The 16,760-nt window shown below is 33.7% G+C and carries 16 protein-coding genes; 4 read left to right on the forward strand and 12 right to left on the reverse strand.

The features are described 5' to 3' along the window. Nucleotides 1-148: 148 nt before the first annotated feature. The 11 genes from argH to ABD859_RS11440 all read right to left on the reverse strand — a co-directional run bounded on the left by argH (nt 149) and on the right by ABD859_RS11440 (nt 11,753). A complete protein-coding gene (argH, locus tag ABD859_RS11390; RefSeq protein WP_345144347.1) occupies nt 149-1,429 on the reverse strand; it encodes an argininosuccinate lyase in 1,281 nt (426 codons plus the stop codon). A gap of 171 nt (nt 1,430-1,600) precedes the next feature. After that, nucleotides 1,601-2,671, reverse strand: coding sequence for a M20 family metallo-hydrolase (locus ABD859_RS11395; RefSeq protein WP_345144349.1), 1,071 nt, complete (start codon nt 2,669-2,671; stop codon nt 1,601-1,603). Nucleotides 2,672-2,927: 256 nt separating this feature from the next. Beyond that, complete coding sequence (gene argB / locus ABD859_RS11400; protein WP_345144351.1) at nt 2,928-3,701, reverse strand: acetylglutamate kinase; 774 nt, start codon at nt 3,699-3,701, stop codon at nt 2,928-2,930. 103 nt (nt 3,702-3,804) lie between these two features. Next, a complete protein-coding gene (locus ABD859_RS11405) occupies nt 3,805-4,758 on the reverse strand; it encodes an N-acetylornithine carbamoyltransferase (protein WP_345144353.1) in 954 nt (317 codons plus the stop codon). 83 nt (nt 4,759-4,841) lie between these two features. Beyond that, nucleotides 4,842-5,222: a GxxExxY protein gene (locus ABD859_RS11410; protein WP_345144355.1), complete on the reverse strand. Its 381-nt coding sequence runs from the start codon at nt 5,220-5,222 to the stop codon at nt 4,842-4,844. Between the two features lie 140 nt (nt 5,223-5,362). After that, the gene (gene proB / locus ABD859_RS11415; RefSeq protein WP_345144357.1) at nt 5,363-6,124 is read right to left on the reverse strand and encodes a glutamate 5-kinase; all 762 of its coding nucleotides are present in this window, start codon (nt 6,122-6,124) and stop codon (nt 5,363-5,365) included. Between the two features lie 179 nt (nt 6,125-6,303). After that, nucleotides 6,304-7,497, reverse strand: a complete 1,194-nt coding sequence (locus ABD859_RS11420; protein ID WP_345144359.1) for a glutamate-5-semialdehyde dehydrogenase — start codon at nt 7,495-7,497, stop codon at nt 6,304-6,306. Between the two features lie 98 nt (nt 7,498-7,595). Then, entirely contained in the window at nt 7,596-8,735 is a 1,140-nt protein-coding gene (locus ABD859_RS11425) for an aspartate aminotransferase family protein (protein ID WP_345144361.1), read from the reverse strand. A 157-nt stretch (nt 8,736-8,892) separates the two neighbouring features. Further along, the gene (gene argC, locus ABD859_RS11430; RefSeq protein ID WP_345144363.1) at nt 8,893-9,870 is read right to left on the reverse strand and encodes an N-acetyl-gamma-glutamyl-phosphate reductase; all 978 of its coding nucleotides are present in this window, start codon (nt 9,868-9,870) and stop codon (nt 8,893-8,895) included. Continuing rightward, a complete protein-coding gene (locus tag ABD859_RS11435; RefSeq protein WP_345144365.1) occupies nt 9,863-11,056 on the reverse strand; it encodes an argininosuccinate synthase in 1,194 nt (397 codons plus the stop codon). Before ABD859_RS11435 ends, argC begins: the two co-directional genes overlap by 8 nt. A 61-nt stretch (nt 11,057-11,117) precedes the next feature. After that, the gene (locus ABD859_RS11440) at nt 11,118-11,753 is read right to left on the reverse strand and encodes a GNAT family N-acetyltransferase (RefSeq protein WP_345144367.1); all 636 of its coding nucleotides are present in this window, start codon (nt 11,751-11,753) and stop codon (nt 11,118-11,120) included. Between the two features lie 201 nt (nt 11,754-11,954). Between ABD859_RS11440 and ABD859_RS11445 the strand changes: the two genes are divergently transcribed. Continuing rightward, nucleotides 11,955-12,200, forward strand: a complete 246-nt coding sequence (locus tag ABD859_RS11445) for a hypothetical protein (protein WP_345144369.1) — start codon at nt 11,955-11,957, stop codon at nt 12,198-12,200. A 20-nt stretch (nt 12,201-12,220) separates the two neighbouring features. On the opposite strand, the gene ABD859_RS11450 is transcribed toward ABD859_RS11445, so the two are convergent. After that, a complete protein-coding gene (locus tag ABD859_RS11450) occupies nt 12,221-14,491 on the reverse strand; it encodes a M1 family metallopeptidase (RefSeq protein WP_345144370.1) in 2,271 nt (756 codons plus the stop codon). Between the two features lie 189 nt (nt 14,492-14,680). Between ABD859_RS11450 and ABD859_RS11455 the strand changes: the two genes are divergently transcribed. The 3 genes from ABD859_RS11455 to ABD859_RS11465 all read left to right on the forward strand — a co-directional run bounded on the left by ABD859_RS11455 (nt 14,681) and on the right by ABD859_RS11465 (nt 16,760). Then, the gene (locus ABD859_RS11455; RefSeq protein WP_345144371.1) at nt 14,681-15,535 is read left to right on the forward strand and encodes an aldose 1-epimerase family protein; all 855 of its coding nucleotides are present in this window, start codon (nt 14,681-14,683) and stop codon (nt 15,533-15,535) included. Then, the gene (locus ABD859_RS11460) at nt 15,535-16,083 is read left to right on the forward strand and encodes a GNAT family N-acetyltransferase (RefSeq protein WP_345144373.1); all 549 of its coding nucleotides are present in this window, start codon (nt 15,535-15,537) and stop codon (nt 16,081-16,083) included. The genes ABD859_RS11455 and ABD859_RS11460 overlap by 1 nt, the downstream gene beginning before the upstream one ends. 122 nt (nt 16,084-16,205) lie before the next feature. Then, nucleotides 16,206-16,760, forward strand: coding sequence for a DUF3575 domain-containing protein (locus ABD859_RS11465; protein ID WP_345144375.1), 555 nt, complete (start codon nt 16,206-16,208; stop codon nt 16,758-16,760).

Here is a 16,760-nt window from a genome sequence, read left to right on the forward strand (position 1 = left end):
AGGTATAAATACTTATTTTAAAGAAACAAGGTTCCAGGTGCTAAGATTCTAAAATATAAAAAAATTAAGCTTCTAAGTTTTAAAAAGAAAAACTTAGAAGCTTAGCAGTTTATAGACTTAGCATCTTTATTTAGATTTAAAAGAGCTTTTAGAAAGCTGCTTTCATTTTATCTTTAATTGCATCTAAACACAAATTATTTATACTTCCTTCGTGTGTGTGTTTCGTTTCTTTTGGAGATTTATACGTTCCTGCTTCTAATTGTTCCGCAACAGCTTTGTAAGCATCTCTAAAAGGCATTCCGTCAACTACCATTTCGTTTAAAGTATCTACTGTAAACAAATAATCATATTTTTTATCCTCTAATATTCCTTCTTTTACCGTGATATCTTTTATTGAGAAAATCGCAATATCCAGACACGCTTTTAAGTTTTGAATCGCAGGGAATAAACCTTCTTTTAAAAGTTGTAAATCTCTGTGATATCCGCTTGGAAGGTTATTCGTAATTAAAGTAATCTCATAAGGAAGCGCCTGAATCTTATTGCATTTTCCTCTGATTAATTCGAAAACATCCGGGTTTTTCTTATGAGGCATAATACTTGAACCTGTTGTAAGATGTGCCGGAAGACCAATAAAATCAAAATTTTGACTCATATACAAACAAACATCCATTGCAAATTTTGATAAGGTTCCTGCAACACTTGTCATGGCAAAAGCAACTGTTTTTTCTGCTTTTCCACGGCTCATTTGTGCCGCAACAGCATTGTATTTTAAGGTCTCAAAACCTAATTCCTGAGTGGTAAAAGTTCTGTTGATTGGAAATGAACTTCCGTAACCTGCTGCAGAACCTAACGGATTTTGGTCTACAATTTTCGAAGCTGCATTCAGCATTGTTACATCATCAATCAAACTTTCAGCGTAAGCAGAAAACCACATTCCGAAAGACGATGGCATTGCAATTTGTAAATGTGTATATCCTGGCAATAAAACGTTTTGATATTTTTCTGCCGATTCCATTAACAAATCAAACAATGTTTTTACCTGTTCTTTGATCGCTTTTAATTCGTCCTTTAAATACAAATGAACATCAACTAAAACCTGATCGTTACGAGAACGTGCGGTGTGGATTTTCTTTCCTGCATCGCCAAGTTTCTCTGTCAGCAAATATTCGATTTTTGAATGTACGTCTTCAAAACTGTCTTCGATTTCGAAATTTCCAACTACGATATCTGCAATGATTTCATTTAAAGCATCGACTAAAGAAGTTGTTTCTTCTTCAGTTAATAACCCAATTTGTCCCAGCATTTTTGCGTGAGCGATTGAACCTAAAGCGTCGTATTTTGCTAAAACTAAATCCAGTTCACGGTCGTTTCCAACTGTAAATTGCTCGATTTGTTTATCTGTTGGTATTCCTTTTTCCCAAAGTTTCATAACTTAGATTTTTAGACTTCTTGGATTTTTAGATTTTAGATCTTATAACCCCAAAACGTCTTGATTTATACTGTTGGTGTTTCTAGCCCCGATAGTAGTGGAAATCCTTTTTCTGGCTCCTTTAGCCAGGAAAAGATTGGAACGGATAGCGGGATTAGCTCCTAATTAATATTATAATTTAAAGAAATCAGTCAATATTTTAATATAAAGATCGACTCCTTCTTCTATTTCATTTACAAAAATAAATTCGTCTGCTGAATGCGAACGCAACGTTTCTCCAGGTCCTAATTTTAAAGACTGACAGCTTAAAACCGACTGATCTGAAAGTGTCGGTGAGCCATAAGTTGTTCTTCCTAACGCAATTCCGGCTTGAACTAAACCGTGCTCAACCGGAATAGACGAAGCATTTAAATGCATTGATCTTGGTGTTACTTCTGCATTTACGTTTGCTTTTACTACTTCTAAGATTTCAGCATTTGTATAGCGATCCGTTACACGAATATCTACTACTAAATCACATTCTGACGGTACAACATTATGCTGTTTCCCTGCGTTGATCTGCGTCACGGTCATTTTTACGGGACCTAAAACGTCTGAGATTTTGTCGAATTTATAGTTTTTAAACCATTCCATTACCGGAATTGATTTGTATAATGCGTTATCATCATTTTGATGCGCTGCGTGGCTTGCGGTTCCTTTTACTTTTACATCTAAAACTAAAAGCCCTTTTTCGGCTACAGCTAATTGCATTAAAGTCGGTTCCCCAACAATAGCACAATCTAGTTCTGGCAAGTGTTTTAAAACGCTGTTTAAACCGTTTTTACCACTGCTTTCTTCTTCGGCGGAAGCCACAATCACAATATTGTGTGATAAGTTTTGGTTTTCGTAAAAGTGAACAAATGTTGCTAAAAGCGAAACTAAACAACCTCCGGCATCGTTGCTTCCTAAACCGAATAATTTACCGTCTTTTTCAATAGCTTTAAACGGATCGTTTGTATACGCCTGATTTGGACGTACGGTATCGTGATGTGAGTTTAATAAAAGTGTTGGTTTGTTTTCGTCGAAATATTTATTGAAAGCCCACACATTGTTGTTTTCTCTCTTGAACGGAATTTCGTTTTGATTGAACCAATTTTCTATTAAAAGAGCTGTTTGATCTTCTTCGCTTGAAAATGAAGGGGTTTCAATCAGGTTTCTTAATAATTCAATGGCTTCTTTGGTAAGCGTTGCAATATTCTTCATAAGTATGAGTTGTTTGCCACGAAGGCACAAAGTCACAAAGTTTTTTATTCAAACTGTGACATTTTAAGTTTGCGCAAATTTCTAAAATTAATCTTTAAAAGTACTGCGCAGATGTGTTTTTTTGCCACCAATTACACTACTTTTAGCAAATTACTTTTTTGTCACAGATTTAAAATCAAAATGATTTTTTTAATATGAACCTAAAACTATTTTCTCTTTTAACTGAGAAAATTAGCGTCAATTTGTGGCAACTTTTTTATAACGTAATTGTGGTATGCGGAACATCTGAATTTTGAAGCATTCTATGATGTCCAATTTTGATTTTCTGCACGCCTCTTGATAAACTGTTGAAACAATTATCCAGTTTTGGAATCATTCCGGAGTGGATTACTTTTTCTTCTTTAAGTTTATTATATAATGTTTCGTTGATTTCTAATATAACAGATGAATCGTCTTCTGAATCTTGCAAAACGCCTTGTTTTTCAAAACAGTATGTTAGCGTTACATCAAAAACTTCAGATAAAGCTATTGACAATTCGCTTGCAATTGTATCGGCATTTGTATTTAATAATTGTCCGTTTTTGTCGTGTGTAATCGCACAGAAAACAGGAACAATTCCAGTTTCTAATAAAGTTGCCAGTAATTTAGTATTTACTTGCTTTACATCGCCTACAAAACCATAATCGATCGTTGGATGATTTCTTTTCGTTGATTGAATCAAATTCCCGTCAGCACCAGAAAATCCGATTGCATTATTGTCTTTTGCCTGCAATTGAGCTACAATATGTTTGTTGATTTGTCCTGCATAAATCATGACCACAACATCAAGCATTGGAGCATCTGTAATTCGGCGTCCATCAATCATCTGCGGCACCAAACCAATACTCTGCGCCATTTTTGTAGCCGATTTTCCACCGCCGTGAACTAATACTTTATGCCCTTCAATTTTAGAAAAATCAGTTAAAAACTGCTCTAATTCTAATGGATTGTCGATGATATTTCCACCGATTTTTATTACTGAAACGTTCATTATCTTTAAGGTTCAAAGGGACAAAGAGACAAAGGATCAGAGTTTTTTCTCAAAGTCAATAAAACTTTGAATCTCTGTCACTTTGTAACTTTGCAACTTAAATTTATAATTTCTTCAAAATCTTCTGTAAAACTAATTGTGCCGAATACGTTCTGTTATTCGCCTGCTCAATTACAATTGAGTTTTCGCCGTCTAAAACTTCGTCACTTACGATTACATTACGACGAACTGGAAGGCAGTGCATGAATTTTCCGTTGTTGGTTAAAGCCATTTTTTCTGCTGTAACTGTCCAGTTTGGATCTGAATTGGTTACTTTTCCGTAATCGTTGAAATTACTCCAGTTTTTTACGTAAACGAAATCAGCATTCTCAAAGGCTTTGTCTTGATCGTATTCGATTTTAGAGTCTTTTGTAATTTCCGGGCTTAATTCATAACCTTCTGGATGTGTAATTATAAAATCCATATCTTTTTGCATCTGCATCATTTCTACGAATGAATTTGCAACTGCCTGCGGAAGCGCTTTTGGATGTGGAGCCCAAGACAAAACTACTTTTGGTTTGTTTTTGTGTCTAGGCTTAAATTCTTCCATCGTAATTGCATCTGCTAATGATTGCAACGGGTGACGTATAGCACTTTCCATGTTTACGATTGGCACTGTAGCGTATTTCAAAAATCCTGAAATTACCGTTTCCTGATAATCTTTTTCTTTATCAGCCAAACCAGCAAAAGCACGGATTGCGATGATATCACAGTATTGAGAGACTACTTCAGCCGCTTCTTTGATATGTTCTGAAGCGCCAGAATTCATTACAGCTCCGTCTTCAAACTCTAAAGTCCAGCCTTCGTTGGTAAAATTCATTACCATAACGTTCATTCCTAAGTTCATCGCCGCTTTTTGAGTACTCAAACGCGTTCTTAAACTTGGGTTAAAGAATAACATTCCCAGCGTTTTATTCTTTCCTAAACTTTGATTTTTAAGCGGATTTTTTTTGATTTTGATCGCTTGTTTTACCCATTTTGATAATGAGTTGATTTCTTTTATTGAGATGTAATTCATTTGTTTTCTTTGTTTTTTGTGTCAAAAATTGTACGCTGATAAAACAGATTCGCTATCGCGAAGTCGCTGATTTATACGGATTTTTATATTCTTGTTTTTCTTTTATTTTCAAAAATCTTTCTTCTGAATTCCGGTTTTTTTCCAAAATTTAAAAGCAAACCTATTTCACAATCTGTTCCTCTTAAATAATTTATAATTTGATTTTCGAATTCAGGAATTATACAATCAGCTGCTTTTAATTCTAAGATGATTAAATCGGCATAATATTCTCCGACTTCAATTCCTTTGTAGTAAACTTTAATTTTCTTTTGAGCTTCAACAAAAAAACCTTTACTTTTTAATTCTAAATACAATGAATTTTGATAAACTCTTTCTAAAAATCCATATCCTAGTTCATTGTAAACTTCATAAAAAGTTTTAATAATCTCTTTTGTCAATTTTTCATGTAATAATCCTGTACTCATGTTTGCTTCAATTTAGACACCGATTCTACAAATTCACTTCGTGAAAACACTAATAAAAACAAATTTTTAATTTAATAAATAAAAAATCCGTTCTTTTCCGTGTCTTTGCGATAGCAAATCCGTTTCATCCGCGTATAAATCTACACAATTTTTGTGAAAGAAATTTCTTCCTTTAATGCTTTCAGTATAAAATTATCATTTAATCCGTTGACTATCCAGGTTTCTATGTTGGCTGCTTTTGCAATTCCTGCAGCTTCTATTTTCGACTGCATTCCTCCTGTTCCGTGCGAGGATTTTGAATCTCCGATTTCTTTTTCAAGAGATTTTAAATCTTCAACTAATTTTATGGTTTCCGGATTTTCATTATGAATGGATTCTTTCGTATAAATTCCGTTTGTATTGGTTGCAATTATCAGAATGTCAACATTTAAAAGAACTGCCGTTAATGCCGCTAATTTGTCGTTATCGCCAAACCGAATCTCATCTGTCGCAACGGTATCATTTTCATTGATAATCGGAATGTAATTGTTTTTAACTAATACATTAATCGTATTTACAATGTTCTTTTTGGTCTGTTCTTTTTCAAAATCAGAATAAGAAAGTAAACACTGCGAGGTATTTAATCCTAAATCCTTAAAATTTTCATTGTAAATCCGCATTAAATGTGGCTGTCCGATTGAAGCTAAAGCCTGTTTGACAAAAACATCTTTATCCTGATTATCCAGCTTTACAAATTGCTTTGCCGCTGCAATTGCTCCAGAACTTACGATGATAAATTCATATTCGTCGTTTAAAGCTGCAATCTGAATTCCGAGGTCTTCAATCTTTCCCCGAGAAATATGATTGGTTTCCTTTGTTAAGGTGTTACTTCCTATTTTTAATAAAATCCGTTTCTTACCCATATTTTGTTTTTTAACCGCAAAGGGCGCAAGGTTTTTTTGATTTTGTTTGTCTATATAAACGCTAAGTTCGCAAAGCTAAAACTTTAATTAAATTCCAAATTTAAATTCCAAATTCCAATGAATATCAAATTCAAAAATCAGTAATTCACAATCTAAAATCTAAAATCTGAACTCTAAAATTACCTAATCTGTCCTTCTCCGTAAACGTACCATTTATTAGTTACCAAATGCTGTAAACCAATTGGACCTCGTTGATGCAGTTTATCGGTACTGATTGCTAATTCACCGCCAAGGCCGAATTGTCCGCCGTCTGTGAAACGTGTTGACGCATTTTGATAAACAGCTGCAGCATCTATAGATTCCATAAACTGTTTGGCAACTTCGTTATCTCTTGTAATAATTGCTGCCGAATGTCCTCCGCAGTATTTATTAATCATGTCGATTGCATTTTCGTCAGAATCAATGGTTCCGATTACTATTTTATAATCCAGAAACTCTTCGTACCAAATATCTTCGTTTTGAAGTGTTTCTGTATCTTCAAAACTTTCAAGCGATTTATCTACAATAATTTCCACATTTTTTTCTTTTAATGTTTCGATTAAAATAGCAGTAAACCCTTCAAAATTGGGAAGTTTTGAATCAATTAGAACTTTATCAACTGCATTACAAGCCGAAATTTTAGCTGTTTTAGCATTTAAAATTATTTTTAAAGCCAAATCAGTATCGGCATCTTTATGAACGTAAACAAAATTATTCCCGCGTCCGCTTACGATAACCGGGCAAGTCGCGTGTGCTTTTACAAATTCAATTAATTTTTCTCCTCCTCTCGGAACAATTAAATCTACTTTTTGTGTTGGTTTTTCTAAAAAGGCTTGGGTTTCTTGTCTGTTATAATTTAAATATTCAACCCAGTCTTTTGAAACTTTATTTTCTTCTAAAGCTTTATGCCAAAGACTTACAATTTTTAAATTGGATTTTAAAGACTCTTTTCCTCCTTTTAATAAAATCTTATTACCGGATTTAAAAGCGATTCCGCCAGCTTCAATGGTTACATCAGGACGCGATTCGTAAATAATTAAAATCGTTCCAAAAGCTGCAGTTTTATTGATGACTTTGATTCCATTATCGTGTGTAAAATGAAAGCGCTCAACTCCAACTGGATCTTCCTGAGATGCTAACTGATTTAATGACAAAATCATTTCATCTACTTTTTTATCATCTACTTTCAGGCGTTCTTCCATCGCAAGATCAGAACCGTCGTAATCTGCAAGATCTTCCTGATTAGTCAAAATAATCTGATTCCGCTCCTGTTCGACCAGTTTTGCCATGGTCCGCAAAACTACGTTGCGCGTTTCAATTGATAATGGTTTCATAATTTCAAGTGGTTGGTTGTTTTTTGGTTGTTTCTTGTAATCGAAACTTTTTTATACCTGACAGGTTTTAAAAACCTGCCAGGATAATAGTATATTGTTTAGTTTTTTAATTCTTCTAAACTTTCTTTCAACGCTTTTACAAACGTATCAATATCTGCTTTTTTCACAGTCAACGGTGGTAAAATTCTCAATAGATTTTTGTTGTTGGCGCTTCCTGTAAAAATGTGTTTTTCAATAATTAATTTCTTTCTTAAAGCAGCAACATCAAAATCAAACTCTACTCCAAGCATTAATCCTTTTCCTTTTACTTGTTTGATTCCGTCTACTTCTTTGATTTTTTCTAAGAAATACTCGTAAACTTCATTTACATTTTTCTGTAAATCAAGCTTTTCAATTACGTCTAAAACGGCAATTCCTGCTGCACAAGATAAATGGCTTCCGCCGAAAGTAGTTCCTAATAATCCAAAACTTGCTTCAAATTTTGGAGAAATTAAAATCGCTCCAACTGGAAATCCGTTCCCCATTCCTTTTGCAACGGAGATGATATCAGCGTTGATTCCGTGATGTTGAAAAGCGAAGAATTTACCGCTTCTTCCGTATCCTGATTGTACTTCGTCTAAAATTAAAACGACATCGTATTTTTTACATGCTTTTTCCAAAGCCTGAAAAAATTCCGTTGTTCCCTGATCTAAACCTCCAACTCCTTGAATTCCTTCTATAATTACTGCTGTAACATCGCCTTTTGCTAATTCAGCTTCAACTAATTCGATTTGATTTAGAGGAAGAAAAGTAACTTCTTGCTGTGCATTTATTGGAGCAACAATTTTTTTGTTATCGGTAACCGCAACGGCTGCAGAAGTTCTTCCGTGAAAAGAATTATCAAAAGCCACAACTCTTGATTTTCCGTTATGGAAAGAAGCTAATTTTAAAGCATTTTCGTTTGCTTCAGCTCCAGAACTGCATAAAAACAATTCATAATCTTCAAGACCAGAAAGTTTTCCTAATTTCTGTGCCAATTCAACCTGCAAAGGATTCTGAATCGCGTTTGAATAAAATCCTAAATTATCAATTTGATTTTTCAATTTAGCCACATAATCCGGCTGTGTATGTCCGATGGAAATTACGCCATGTCCGCTGTATAAATCTAAATATTCTACTCCTTTGTCGTCAATAATTGTGCAGTCAACTGCTTTTACTGGAGTAATGTCGTATAATGGGTAAACGTTGAATAAGTTCATTTTTTTTGTTTGTTTTGTTTCAGGTTTCAAGTTTCAAGTTATTCACTGAATGTGAAAACTGAGACTTTAAAACTAAAAACTAGTTATGTTTCTTTTTATTCATTTCAAGTCACGTACAGAACGTGAAACCTGAAACTTTAAACTTGAAACTAAAAAATTAAAATCCGATTGGTTTCAAATGTAAACCTGTGCTTTCTTCTAATCCGAACATTAAATTCATGTTTTGAATCGCTTGTCCCGAAGCACCTTTGGTTAAATTATCTATGATTGATGTTATGAGAACCCGGTTTCCTTTTTTCAATAAACTAATGATACATTTGTTAGTTTGTACGACTTGTTTCATATTGATGTTCGTCGTTGTAACCGTTACAAAAGGCTCATTTTTATAAAACTCTTCATATTTTGCAACCAGAGTTTCTAAACTGTCGTCTGATTTCGTGTAAAGCGTTGCAAAAATTCCTCTTGGAAAATCTCCTCTGTTCGGAATAAAAAGCAATTCACTTTCGAAATCATCCTGTAACTGCACCAAACTTTCTGTGATTTCACCTAAATGCTGATGTTCAAAAGCTTTATAATGCGAGAAATTATTGTTTCTCCAGCTAAAGTGAGATGTTTCAGCAAGACCAACTCCCGCTCCCGTAGAACCTGTTGTCGCATTAATATGAACGTCATTATTCAACAATCCGTCTTTTGCTAAAGGCAATAATGCCAATTGAATAGCAGTTGCAAAACAACCCGGATTTGCAATATAATTTGCTTTTTTGATTTCGGTTTTGTTCAATTCCGGGAGACCGTAAACAAAATCTTTTCCTTCAAAATGAGCATCTTTATTCAATCTAAAATCATTTCCTAAATCGATGATTTTAGTATGTCCGCCAAACTGATTTTCTTTCAAAAATGAAATCGATTTTCCATGTCCTAAACACAAGAATACCACATTTACATTCGGATTGATTTCGTCTGTAAAGTTCATTTCTATATCGCCCATCAAATCATGGTGCGCTACAGAAAGAGGCTTTCCGGCGTTTGTTGTACTGTAAACAAAATCGATGTTTACTTTTGGATGATACATTAAAATTCTGATGAGTTCTCCGGCCGTGTAGCCCGAACCACCAATAATTCCGACATTAATCATGATCTAATTTGTTTACAGATGAAAAGATGTTTTGAGCATTTCCTAAAATCTTAATAAATCCTTTTGCATCATCAGATGTCCAAGCATTGTTCATTTCGCCGTATTGACCGAAACCTGTGTTCATTAAATCATTTTCAGATTCAATTCCGTCAAGTGAGAAATGGTAGGGTTTTAATGAAACTGTTACTGTTCCGTTTACAGTTTTTTGAGTGTCCTGAAGGAAAGTTTCGATGTTTCTCATAACCGGATCAAGAAACTGACCTTCGTGAAATAACATTCCGTACCAGTTTCCTAGTTGTTCTTTCCAGTATTGCTGCCATTTTCCTAGAGTGTGTTTCTCTAATAAATGGTGCGCTTTGATGATAATTAACGGAGCAGCAGCTTCAAAACCAACTCTTCCTTTAATTCCGATAATGGTATCTCCAACGTGAATATCTCTACCAATTGCGTAAGCGTTTGCTAGTTTTTCTAACGCTACAATATTATTTGAAGGTTTATCAGTTTTTCCGTTAAGACCAACTAATTCTCCTTGTTCAAAATGAAGTGTAACTTTTTCTTCTCCTTCTTTTTGTAATTGTGAAGGATAAGCTTCACTTGGCAATGGCTGACCAGAAGTCAAAGTCTCTTTTCCTCCAACACTGGTTCCCCAAAGCCCTTTATTGATCGAATATTGAGCTTTTTCCCAAGAATAGTGAACTCCGTTTTGAGCCAAATAATCTACTTCTTCTTGTCTTGATAATTTTAAATCTCTAATTGGTGTGATGATTTCGATTTCCGGAGCGATTGTCTGGAAAATCAAATCGAAACGAATTTGATCGTTTCCTGCACCTGTACTTCCGTGAGCGATTGCGCTTGCTCCTACTTTTTTAGCGTATTTTATAGCTTCAATTGCCTGAAAAACACGCTCTGCACTTACTGATAACGGGTAAGTATTATTTTTTAATACGTTTCCGAAAATCAAATATTTTATTGCTTTATCATAATATTTGTCTACGATGGTAAGGTTGGCGTGTTGCGCACTTCCTAATTCGTAAGCTCTTGATTCAATAGCTGTTAATTCTTCAGCAGAAAATCCTCCTGTGTCTACAAGAACAGTGTGAACTTCGTATCCTTTTTCATTTTTTAAATATTTCAAACAATACGAGGTATCTAATCCTCCGCTATAAGCTAATACTACTTTTTTCATTTTTTATAATTTAGGCTAATACTTTCGTATGCAGCAGTTGAGATTTTTTCTAATTAATGGTTTAAACAAAAAATGCTATTATTTTATTTAAGAATAAAGCTTGTTTGATTTTTTTAAGTCTGCTTAAAACAGCCTCATTAAAAGGATGTCTCGGCGGTGTTTTTTGTTTTTCTTTTGGATCGTATAACATTCCGGTGCAAAGACACATTTTGTTTTCTTTGCTTTGTAAAATTGGAAAGTTTGTACAGGTTTTACAGCCCGCCCAAAAACTCGGATCTGTTGTTAATTCTGAGAATGGAACAGGCTTATATCCTAGATCTGAATTGATTTTCATAACCGCCAAACCAGTTGTAATTCCGAATATTTTAGCATCAGGATATCTTTTCAAAGAATAATCAAAAACTTTCGATTTTATCTTTTTTGCCAAACCTAAACTTCTATAATCAGGATGCACAATTAAGCCAGAATGCGCCACGAATTTTCCGTGTTCCCAGCTTTCGATATAACAAAAACCTGCAAATTTTCCATCGGCCAGAGCAATCATCGCATCACCATTCGACATTTTTTTCTGAATGTACTCAGGAGTTCTTTTAGCAATCCCCGTACCTCTTAACAAGGCAGATGATTCTATCGTATCGCAGATTTCCTGTGCGAATTTGAAGTGTTCTTCCTGGGTAACAACAATAGAGATCTTCATTTCAATAATTGAAGTTAGAGTTAAAAATTAAAGCATATTGATTCGATTGAAATCCAGAATTGAATCCAATAAAATTAAGCATAAAAGAAGTAACATTCTCAAAATCAAAAACTTGATCAAGAAAATTCACAAAAAAATATGTAGTTTTAGGATATGTTTGTCCAATGGACAAATTATGTGATTTCAAAATGAAAAATGGATATGAATAAATATACGGCTATAAAACTCAGTGGATACTATAGAAATAGTGTCCGTACTTCGGGAGAAGTAATCGGTGAGTTTGTCCGTGACAAAGAAGTTATATGTAAACTTATTTTATTCATCGCTGCAAATGTACACTATTTTTTATTTTACAAAACAAAAAAATTAAATTCTAACATTTTTTTTGCGTTTTGTGAATTTACACAAAAACAAAACCCGATAATTAAAGTAATTATCGGGTTTTAAGCTATTTATATTTAAAGATATTATTTCTTAGTAAAAGGGAGCACTTGTCCGTTTCCTAAAACAATCATATCAAAACCTGTTTTAGCTTCATTATATTTGAATTTCAAACCTGCTCCTTTAGATTCAAAAGTATCTTTTTCGTTTGGAACTGGTTTTACTGTAAACTTAGGAAAATCTGTAATTTCAACGCTCAATGTGCTGTTCTTCTCTGTAACTTCAATTGTAAGCGGTGCTCTGTTTGTAACAAAAGTTCCAAGATATCCGTCCAGAATAACATCTTTTTCAATTTTTCCTTTTCCTGCTGTCCAAACATTATTTGATTCGTTATTATCAGGGAATGCATTATCAGGATCTAAGGTAATGCTTTCAATTTCTTCAGTAGAATTATGTTTGAAAGACCATTCATTATTACGCTGCCAGATCTCTACCGGAAGATTAACTCTTGTTACTTTTCCGCTTTTTGTTTTAACGTCTAAAACAATTGGCATAGGCATTTTATCAAAATTTTCTACAGAAATAACAACACCTTTTGCAGGGTCATTTTTAACGTATTTAATAGAATTAATACCTTGGTCGAAACGCCAGTTATTTACATACCAGCTTCTCCAGAACCAGCTTAAATCCTCTCCGGCAACATTTTCCATTGATCTAAAAAAGTCATCCGGCTGTGGATGTTTATATGCCCATCGCTGGATATAAGTCCTAAAAGCATTATCAAAACGCTCTTTTCCTAATATTTGTTCTCTTAATATTACTAATCCGGCACTTGGTTTAAAGTAGCATAACATTCCAATATTAGCTTCCTTCATGTTATCAGGCGAGCTCATAATAGTTTCTAAATCAGGTCTTGTAAAAGGTTCTGCCTGCTCGTGTAAATTTGTTGGTGCTTCTTTATATTCACCATTATTAAATGCCGCTGTACTTAGTGAATTGATAAAAGTATTAAATCCTTCATCCATCCATGCAAATAACCTTTCGTTTGAACCTACAATCATTGGGAACCAAATATGACCAAATTCGTGGTCTGTAACACCCCATAAATCTTGTCCTTTAGATTTCCATCCACAGAAAACAATTCCAGGATATTCCATTCCTCCTTCGTTTCCTGCTACGTTTGTCGCTGCCGGATAAGGATATTCGAACCATTGTTTAGAATAATGTTCGATTGAAGCTTTTACATATTCAGTAGAACGTCCGTAAGCTCCCTGCCCTGCACTTTCAACAGGGTATGCAGATAATGCTAAAGATTTTTTACCGCTTGGTAAATTAATTTTTGCTCCGTCTAAGATAAAAGCCGGAGATGATGCCCAAGAAAAATCACGTGCATTTTTAATTTTATAATGCCATGTTTTTTCTGTTCCTGCGTTTGCATTTGAAGCTGCATTTGCTTCTTGCTCAGAACGAATTGTTACCGTTTTGTCGCTGTTTGCAGCATCTTTATATTTTTTGAAATGATCTGCAGAAAATACTTCCTGACCATTTACTAATTCACCAGAAGCCACTACAAAGTGATTCCCCGGAACTGTCAATTTTACATCAAAATCCCCGTATTCTAAGTAAAACTCAGAAGCACCTAAATAAGGAGCTGTGTTCCATCCTCTTACATCATCATACACGCACATACGTGGATACCATTGCGCAATAGTAAAGATTTTTCCGTTTTTAGTTTCAAGAACTCCCATTCTGTCTGATCCTTCAAATGGAGCAATAAAAGAGAATTCAATTTTAATTTTTACAGAACCTCCTTTAGCAGCCAATTCTTGTGGAAGGAAAATCTGCATTCTGGTATCTGTAACGATATATTTTGCGTTAACCTCTGTTTTGTTTTTACCGCCTGAAATTACTTTAACAGATTTGATTTTGTTACCGCCGTCAAAAACCTGACCTTGAGCACCGTTACGGCTTCCTGTTAATGGCACAACAGCATTTCCTCTGGAATCATCTTTAAATAAATTCTGATCTAAATTTAACCAAAGAAAGCCTAATTTCTCAGGACTATTATTTGTATAAGTAATTTCGTCTGTACCAACAATCTCGTTTGTTGTTCCGTTTAATTTTGCAGTAATCTGATAATCAGCTCTGTTCTGCCAGTATGCAACTCCAGGCTGACCGCTTGCTGTGCGGGTATCAGTTCCGTTTTTTGTATAAAAATGCGGACCAAAGGCGTCATGATAATTATAATTATTTACAGGATTTGCTGTCGCTGAAGGCGTTGTTTGCTGCGCCCATGCAGATGAAATCCCAAAAAATAAAGCCGCGGTTAAAATGGCTTTTGCAGAATGCTTTTTCATATTTTTTAGCTGTTTATGTAGCAAATTAATGAAAAAAAAAGCTATTTACAGAGAAATAGTTAAGCTGAAATTTAATTTTAGCAAAATTTTATCAATAAAATAATTCAGAGTAATTTTCTTTAAAAACAAAATTTATAAAATATATTTACATCACAATTAAAACTAAAAACCCAATTCAATTATATTATTTTGGACACAACAATATCAAATTCAATACTTAAAGCTTCTATTAAACATGCAGGAGCAGAATTATTTTCTTTAAAAGATAATAATGACAAAGAATACATTTGGGAAGGAAATCCTGATTTTTGGGGAAAACATTCTCCTGTTTTGTTTCCAATTGTAGGCACTTTAAAAAACAACACCTATACTATTGATAAAAAAGAATATCAATTATCAAGACATGGTTTTGCAAGGGATATGGAATTTAAGCTAATTGAAAAAACGCAAAACAGCGCTGTTTTTTCATTAGAATCAAACGAAGAAACTTTAAAAAAATATCCTTTTAAATTTGAATTACAACTTATTTATACACTAGAAAATACTTCTTTAAAAATAGAATATATCGTAATTAATAAAGGAGATACAAAAATGCCTTTTTCTATTGGGGCGCATCCCGCGATTGCTCTTCCTGAAAATTTTGAAAGCTATTCTTTTAAGTTTGAAAAAGAAGAAAATCTAAAATTCAATCTTTTAGAAAATGATTTAATTTCTAATAAAACAGAAATTTTAAAAACCACAGACAATGTAGTTCCTTTAACATATAAACTTTTTGAAAACGATGCTTTGGTTTTTAAAACTTTAGAATCAAAATCACTTACAATTCTTGAAAACAAAAAACCGTATGTTCAGGTTGATTTTGAAGATTTTCCAAGTTTAGGAATCTGGACCAAAGATCAGGCGCCTTTTGTTTGTATTGAACCTTGGTTTGGATATTCTGACACAGCAGACAATACTGGTGATTTATTTCAAAAAGAAGGAATTATTGTTTTAGAAATTGATCAAAATTTTCATTCTCAATTTAGTATCAAAATAGCAAAATAATGTTAGAATTCAACTTTACCCCTTTTCCGGTAATCGAAACAGAACGTCTGCTTTTAAGAAGAATTACCAATGATGATGTTAATGAGGTTTTTGAATTACGTTCGAATCCGGAAACCATGAAATATATCCCGCGTCCATTAGTTAAAAATAATGAAGATGCTTTGGCGCACATTGCTATGATAGATGAAAAAATTGAAACCAATGTGGGAATTAATTGGGCAATAACTTTAAAAGACAATCCTAAACTTTTAGGCATAATTGGCTATTACAGAATGCAGCCTGAAAATTACCGCGCCGAAATTGGCTACATGTTATCTCCTGATTTTCATGGAAAAGGAATTATTCCTGAGGCTGTAAACGTATTATTAAAATATGGTTTTGAAGATTTAAAACTACATTCTATAGAAGCTGTAATTGATCCGGAAAATTATGCATCTGAAAAAGTACTGCAAAAATGCGGATTTGTTAAAGAAGCACATTTAAAAGAGTCAGAATTCTGGGAAGGAAAATTTCTCGACAAAGTAATATATTCGTTATTAAACAGTTAGACTATTACATCTAAAACACCAATATTTTTTTCTTGTTAAATATCTATATTTTGCAATAGCAACGACGCTATTGCGTTATATTTGCATCCGAAAAATCAAATCATCGTAAGATCAAAAATACCATGAAAAAAATATTTGCCTTAGTTGTTCTTTTCTTATCTATTCAATTACAAAGCCAGACTTTTGTAAAATTTAACGGAGTTACTGCATTAGTTGGTATTCCTAATGTTGGTGTAGAAACCAGTATTGGAGAAAAAATGACTTTTAGTGTTGATATTATGGCATCTTTTTGGGAATCTTTTGATGGTAAGCATCCAATGAAATTTTACACCTTAACTCCAGAAGTTCGTTACCATTTTAAAGAAAAATACAACGGATTTTATGTTGGAGGTCACGTTGGTGCAGATAAATATCAATTACAAAAATGGAATTACTGGGACAGCAACCGCTATGAAGACGGATTCGGCTATCGTTTAGGAGTTTCTGTTGGATATAATGTAAAATTAAGCGAAAAATTTAATCTTGATATTTTTGCCCGAGGCGGATGGCACCAAGGTTTTTATAAAGGATATTATAACGACGGAACTCCGGGAAGATACGAAAAAGCACCTAACTATAATAAAAGCGGTGAATGGCTTCCTTATGGCGGAGGAGTGATGATTTCTTATAAATTATAA

The organism is Flavobacterium ginsengiterrae, assembly GCF_039539785.1.
Lineage (GTDB): Bacteria > Bacteroidota > Bacteroidia > Flavobacteriales > Flavobacteriaceae > Flavobacterium > Flavobacterium ginsengiterrae.

What these genes read in the sequence shown, in the direction of transcription:
- proB (WP_345144357.1), bottom strand. Translation starts at nt 6,124, where the DNA reads ATGGGTAAGAAACGGATTTTATTAAAAATAGGAAGTAACACCTTAACA.
- ABD859_RS11450 (WP_345144370.1), bottom strand. Translation starts at nt 14,491, where the DNA reads ATGAAAAAGCATTCTGCAAAAGCCATTTTAACCGCGGCTTTATTTTTT.
- ABD859_RS11410 (WP_345144355.1), bottom strand. Translation starts at nt 5,222, where the DNA reads ATGAGTACAGGATTATTACATGAAAAATTGACAAAAGAGATTATTAAA.
- ABD859_RS11465 (WP_345144375.1), top strand. Translation starts at nt 16,206, where the DNA reads ATGAAAAAAATATTTGCCTTAGTTGTTCTTTTCTTATCTATTCAATTA.
- argH (WP_345144347.1), bottom strand. Translation starts at nt 1,429, where the DNA reads ATGAAACTTTGGGAAAAAGGAATACCAACAGATAAACAAATCGAGCAA.
- argB (WP_345144351.1), bottom strand. Translation starts at nt 3,701, where the DNA reads ATGAACGTTTCAGTAATAAAAATCGGTGGAAATATCATCGACAATCCA.
- ABD859_RS11460 (WP_345144373.1), top strand. Translation starts at nt 15,535, where the DNA reads ATGTTAGAATTCAACTTTACCCCTTTTCCGGTAATCGAAACAGAACGT.
- ABD859_RS11425 (WP_345144361.1), bottom strand. Translation starts at nt 8,735, where the DNA reads ATGAACTTATTCAACGTTTACCCATTATACGACATTACTCCAGTAAAA.
- ABD859_RS11405 (WP_345144353.1), bottom strand. Translation starts at nt 4,758, where the DNA reads ATGAATTACATCTCAATAAAAGAAATCAACTCATTATCAAAATGGGTA.
- ABD859_RS11395 (WP_345144349.1), bottom strand. Translation starts at nt 2,671, where the DNA reads ATGAAGAATATTGCAACGCTTACCAAAGAAGCCATTGAATTATTAAGA.
- ABD859_RS11420 (WP_345144359.1), bottom strand. Translation starts at nt 7,497, where the DNA reads ATGAAACCATTATCAATTGAAACGCGCAACGTAGTTTTGCGGACCATG.
- ABD859_RS11440 (WP_345144367.1), bottom strand. Translation starts at nt 11,753, where the DNA reads ATGAAGATCTCTATTGTTGTTACCCAGGAAGAACACTTCAAATTCGCA.
- ABD859_RS11435 (WP_345144365.1), bottom strand. Translation starts at nt 11,056, where the DNA reads ATGAAAAAAGTAGTATTAGCTTATAGCGGAGGATTAGATACCTCGTAT.
- argC (WP_345144363.1), bottom strand. Translation starts at nt 9,870, where the DNA reads ATGATTAATGTCGGAATTATTGGTGGTTCGGGCTACACGGCCGGAGAA.
- ABD859_RS11445 (WP_345144369.1), top strand. Translation starts at nt 11,955, where the DNA reads ATGAATAAATATACGGCTATAAAACTCAGTGGATACTATAGAAATAGT.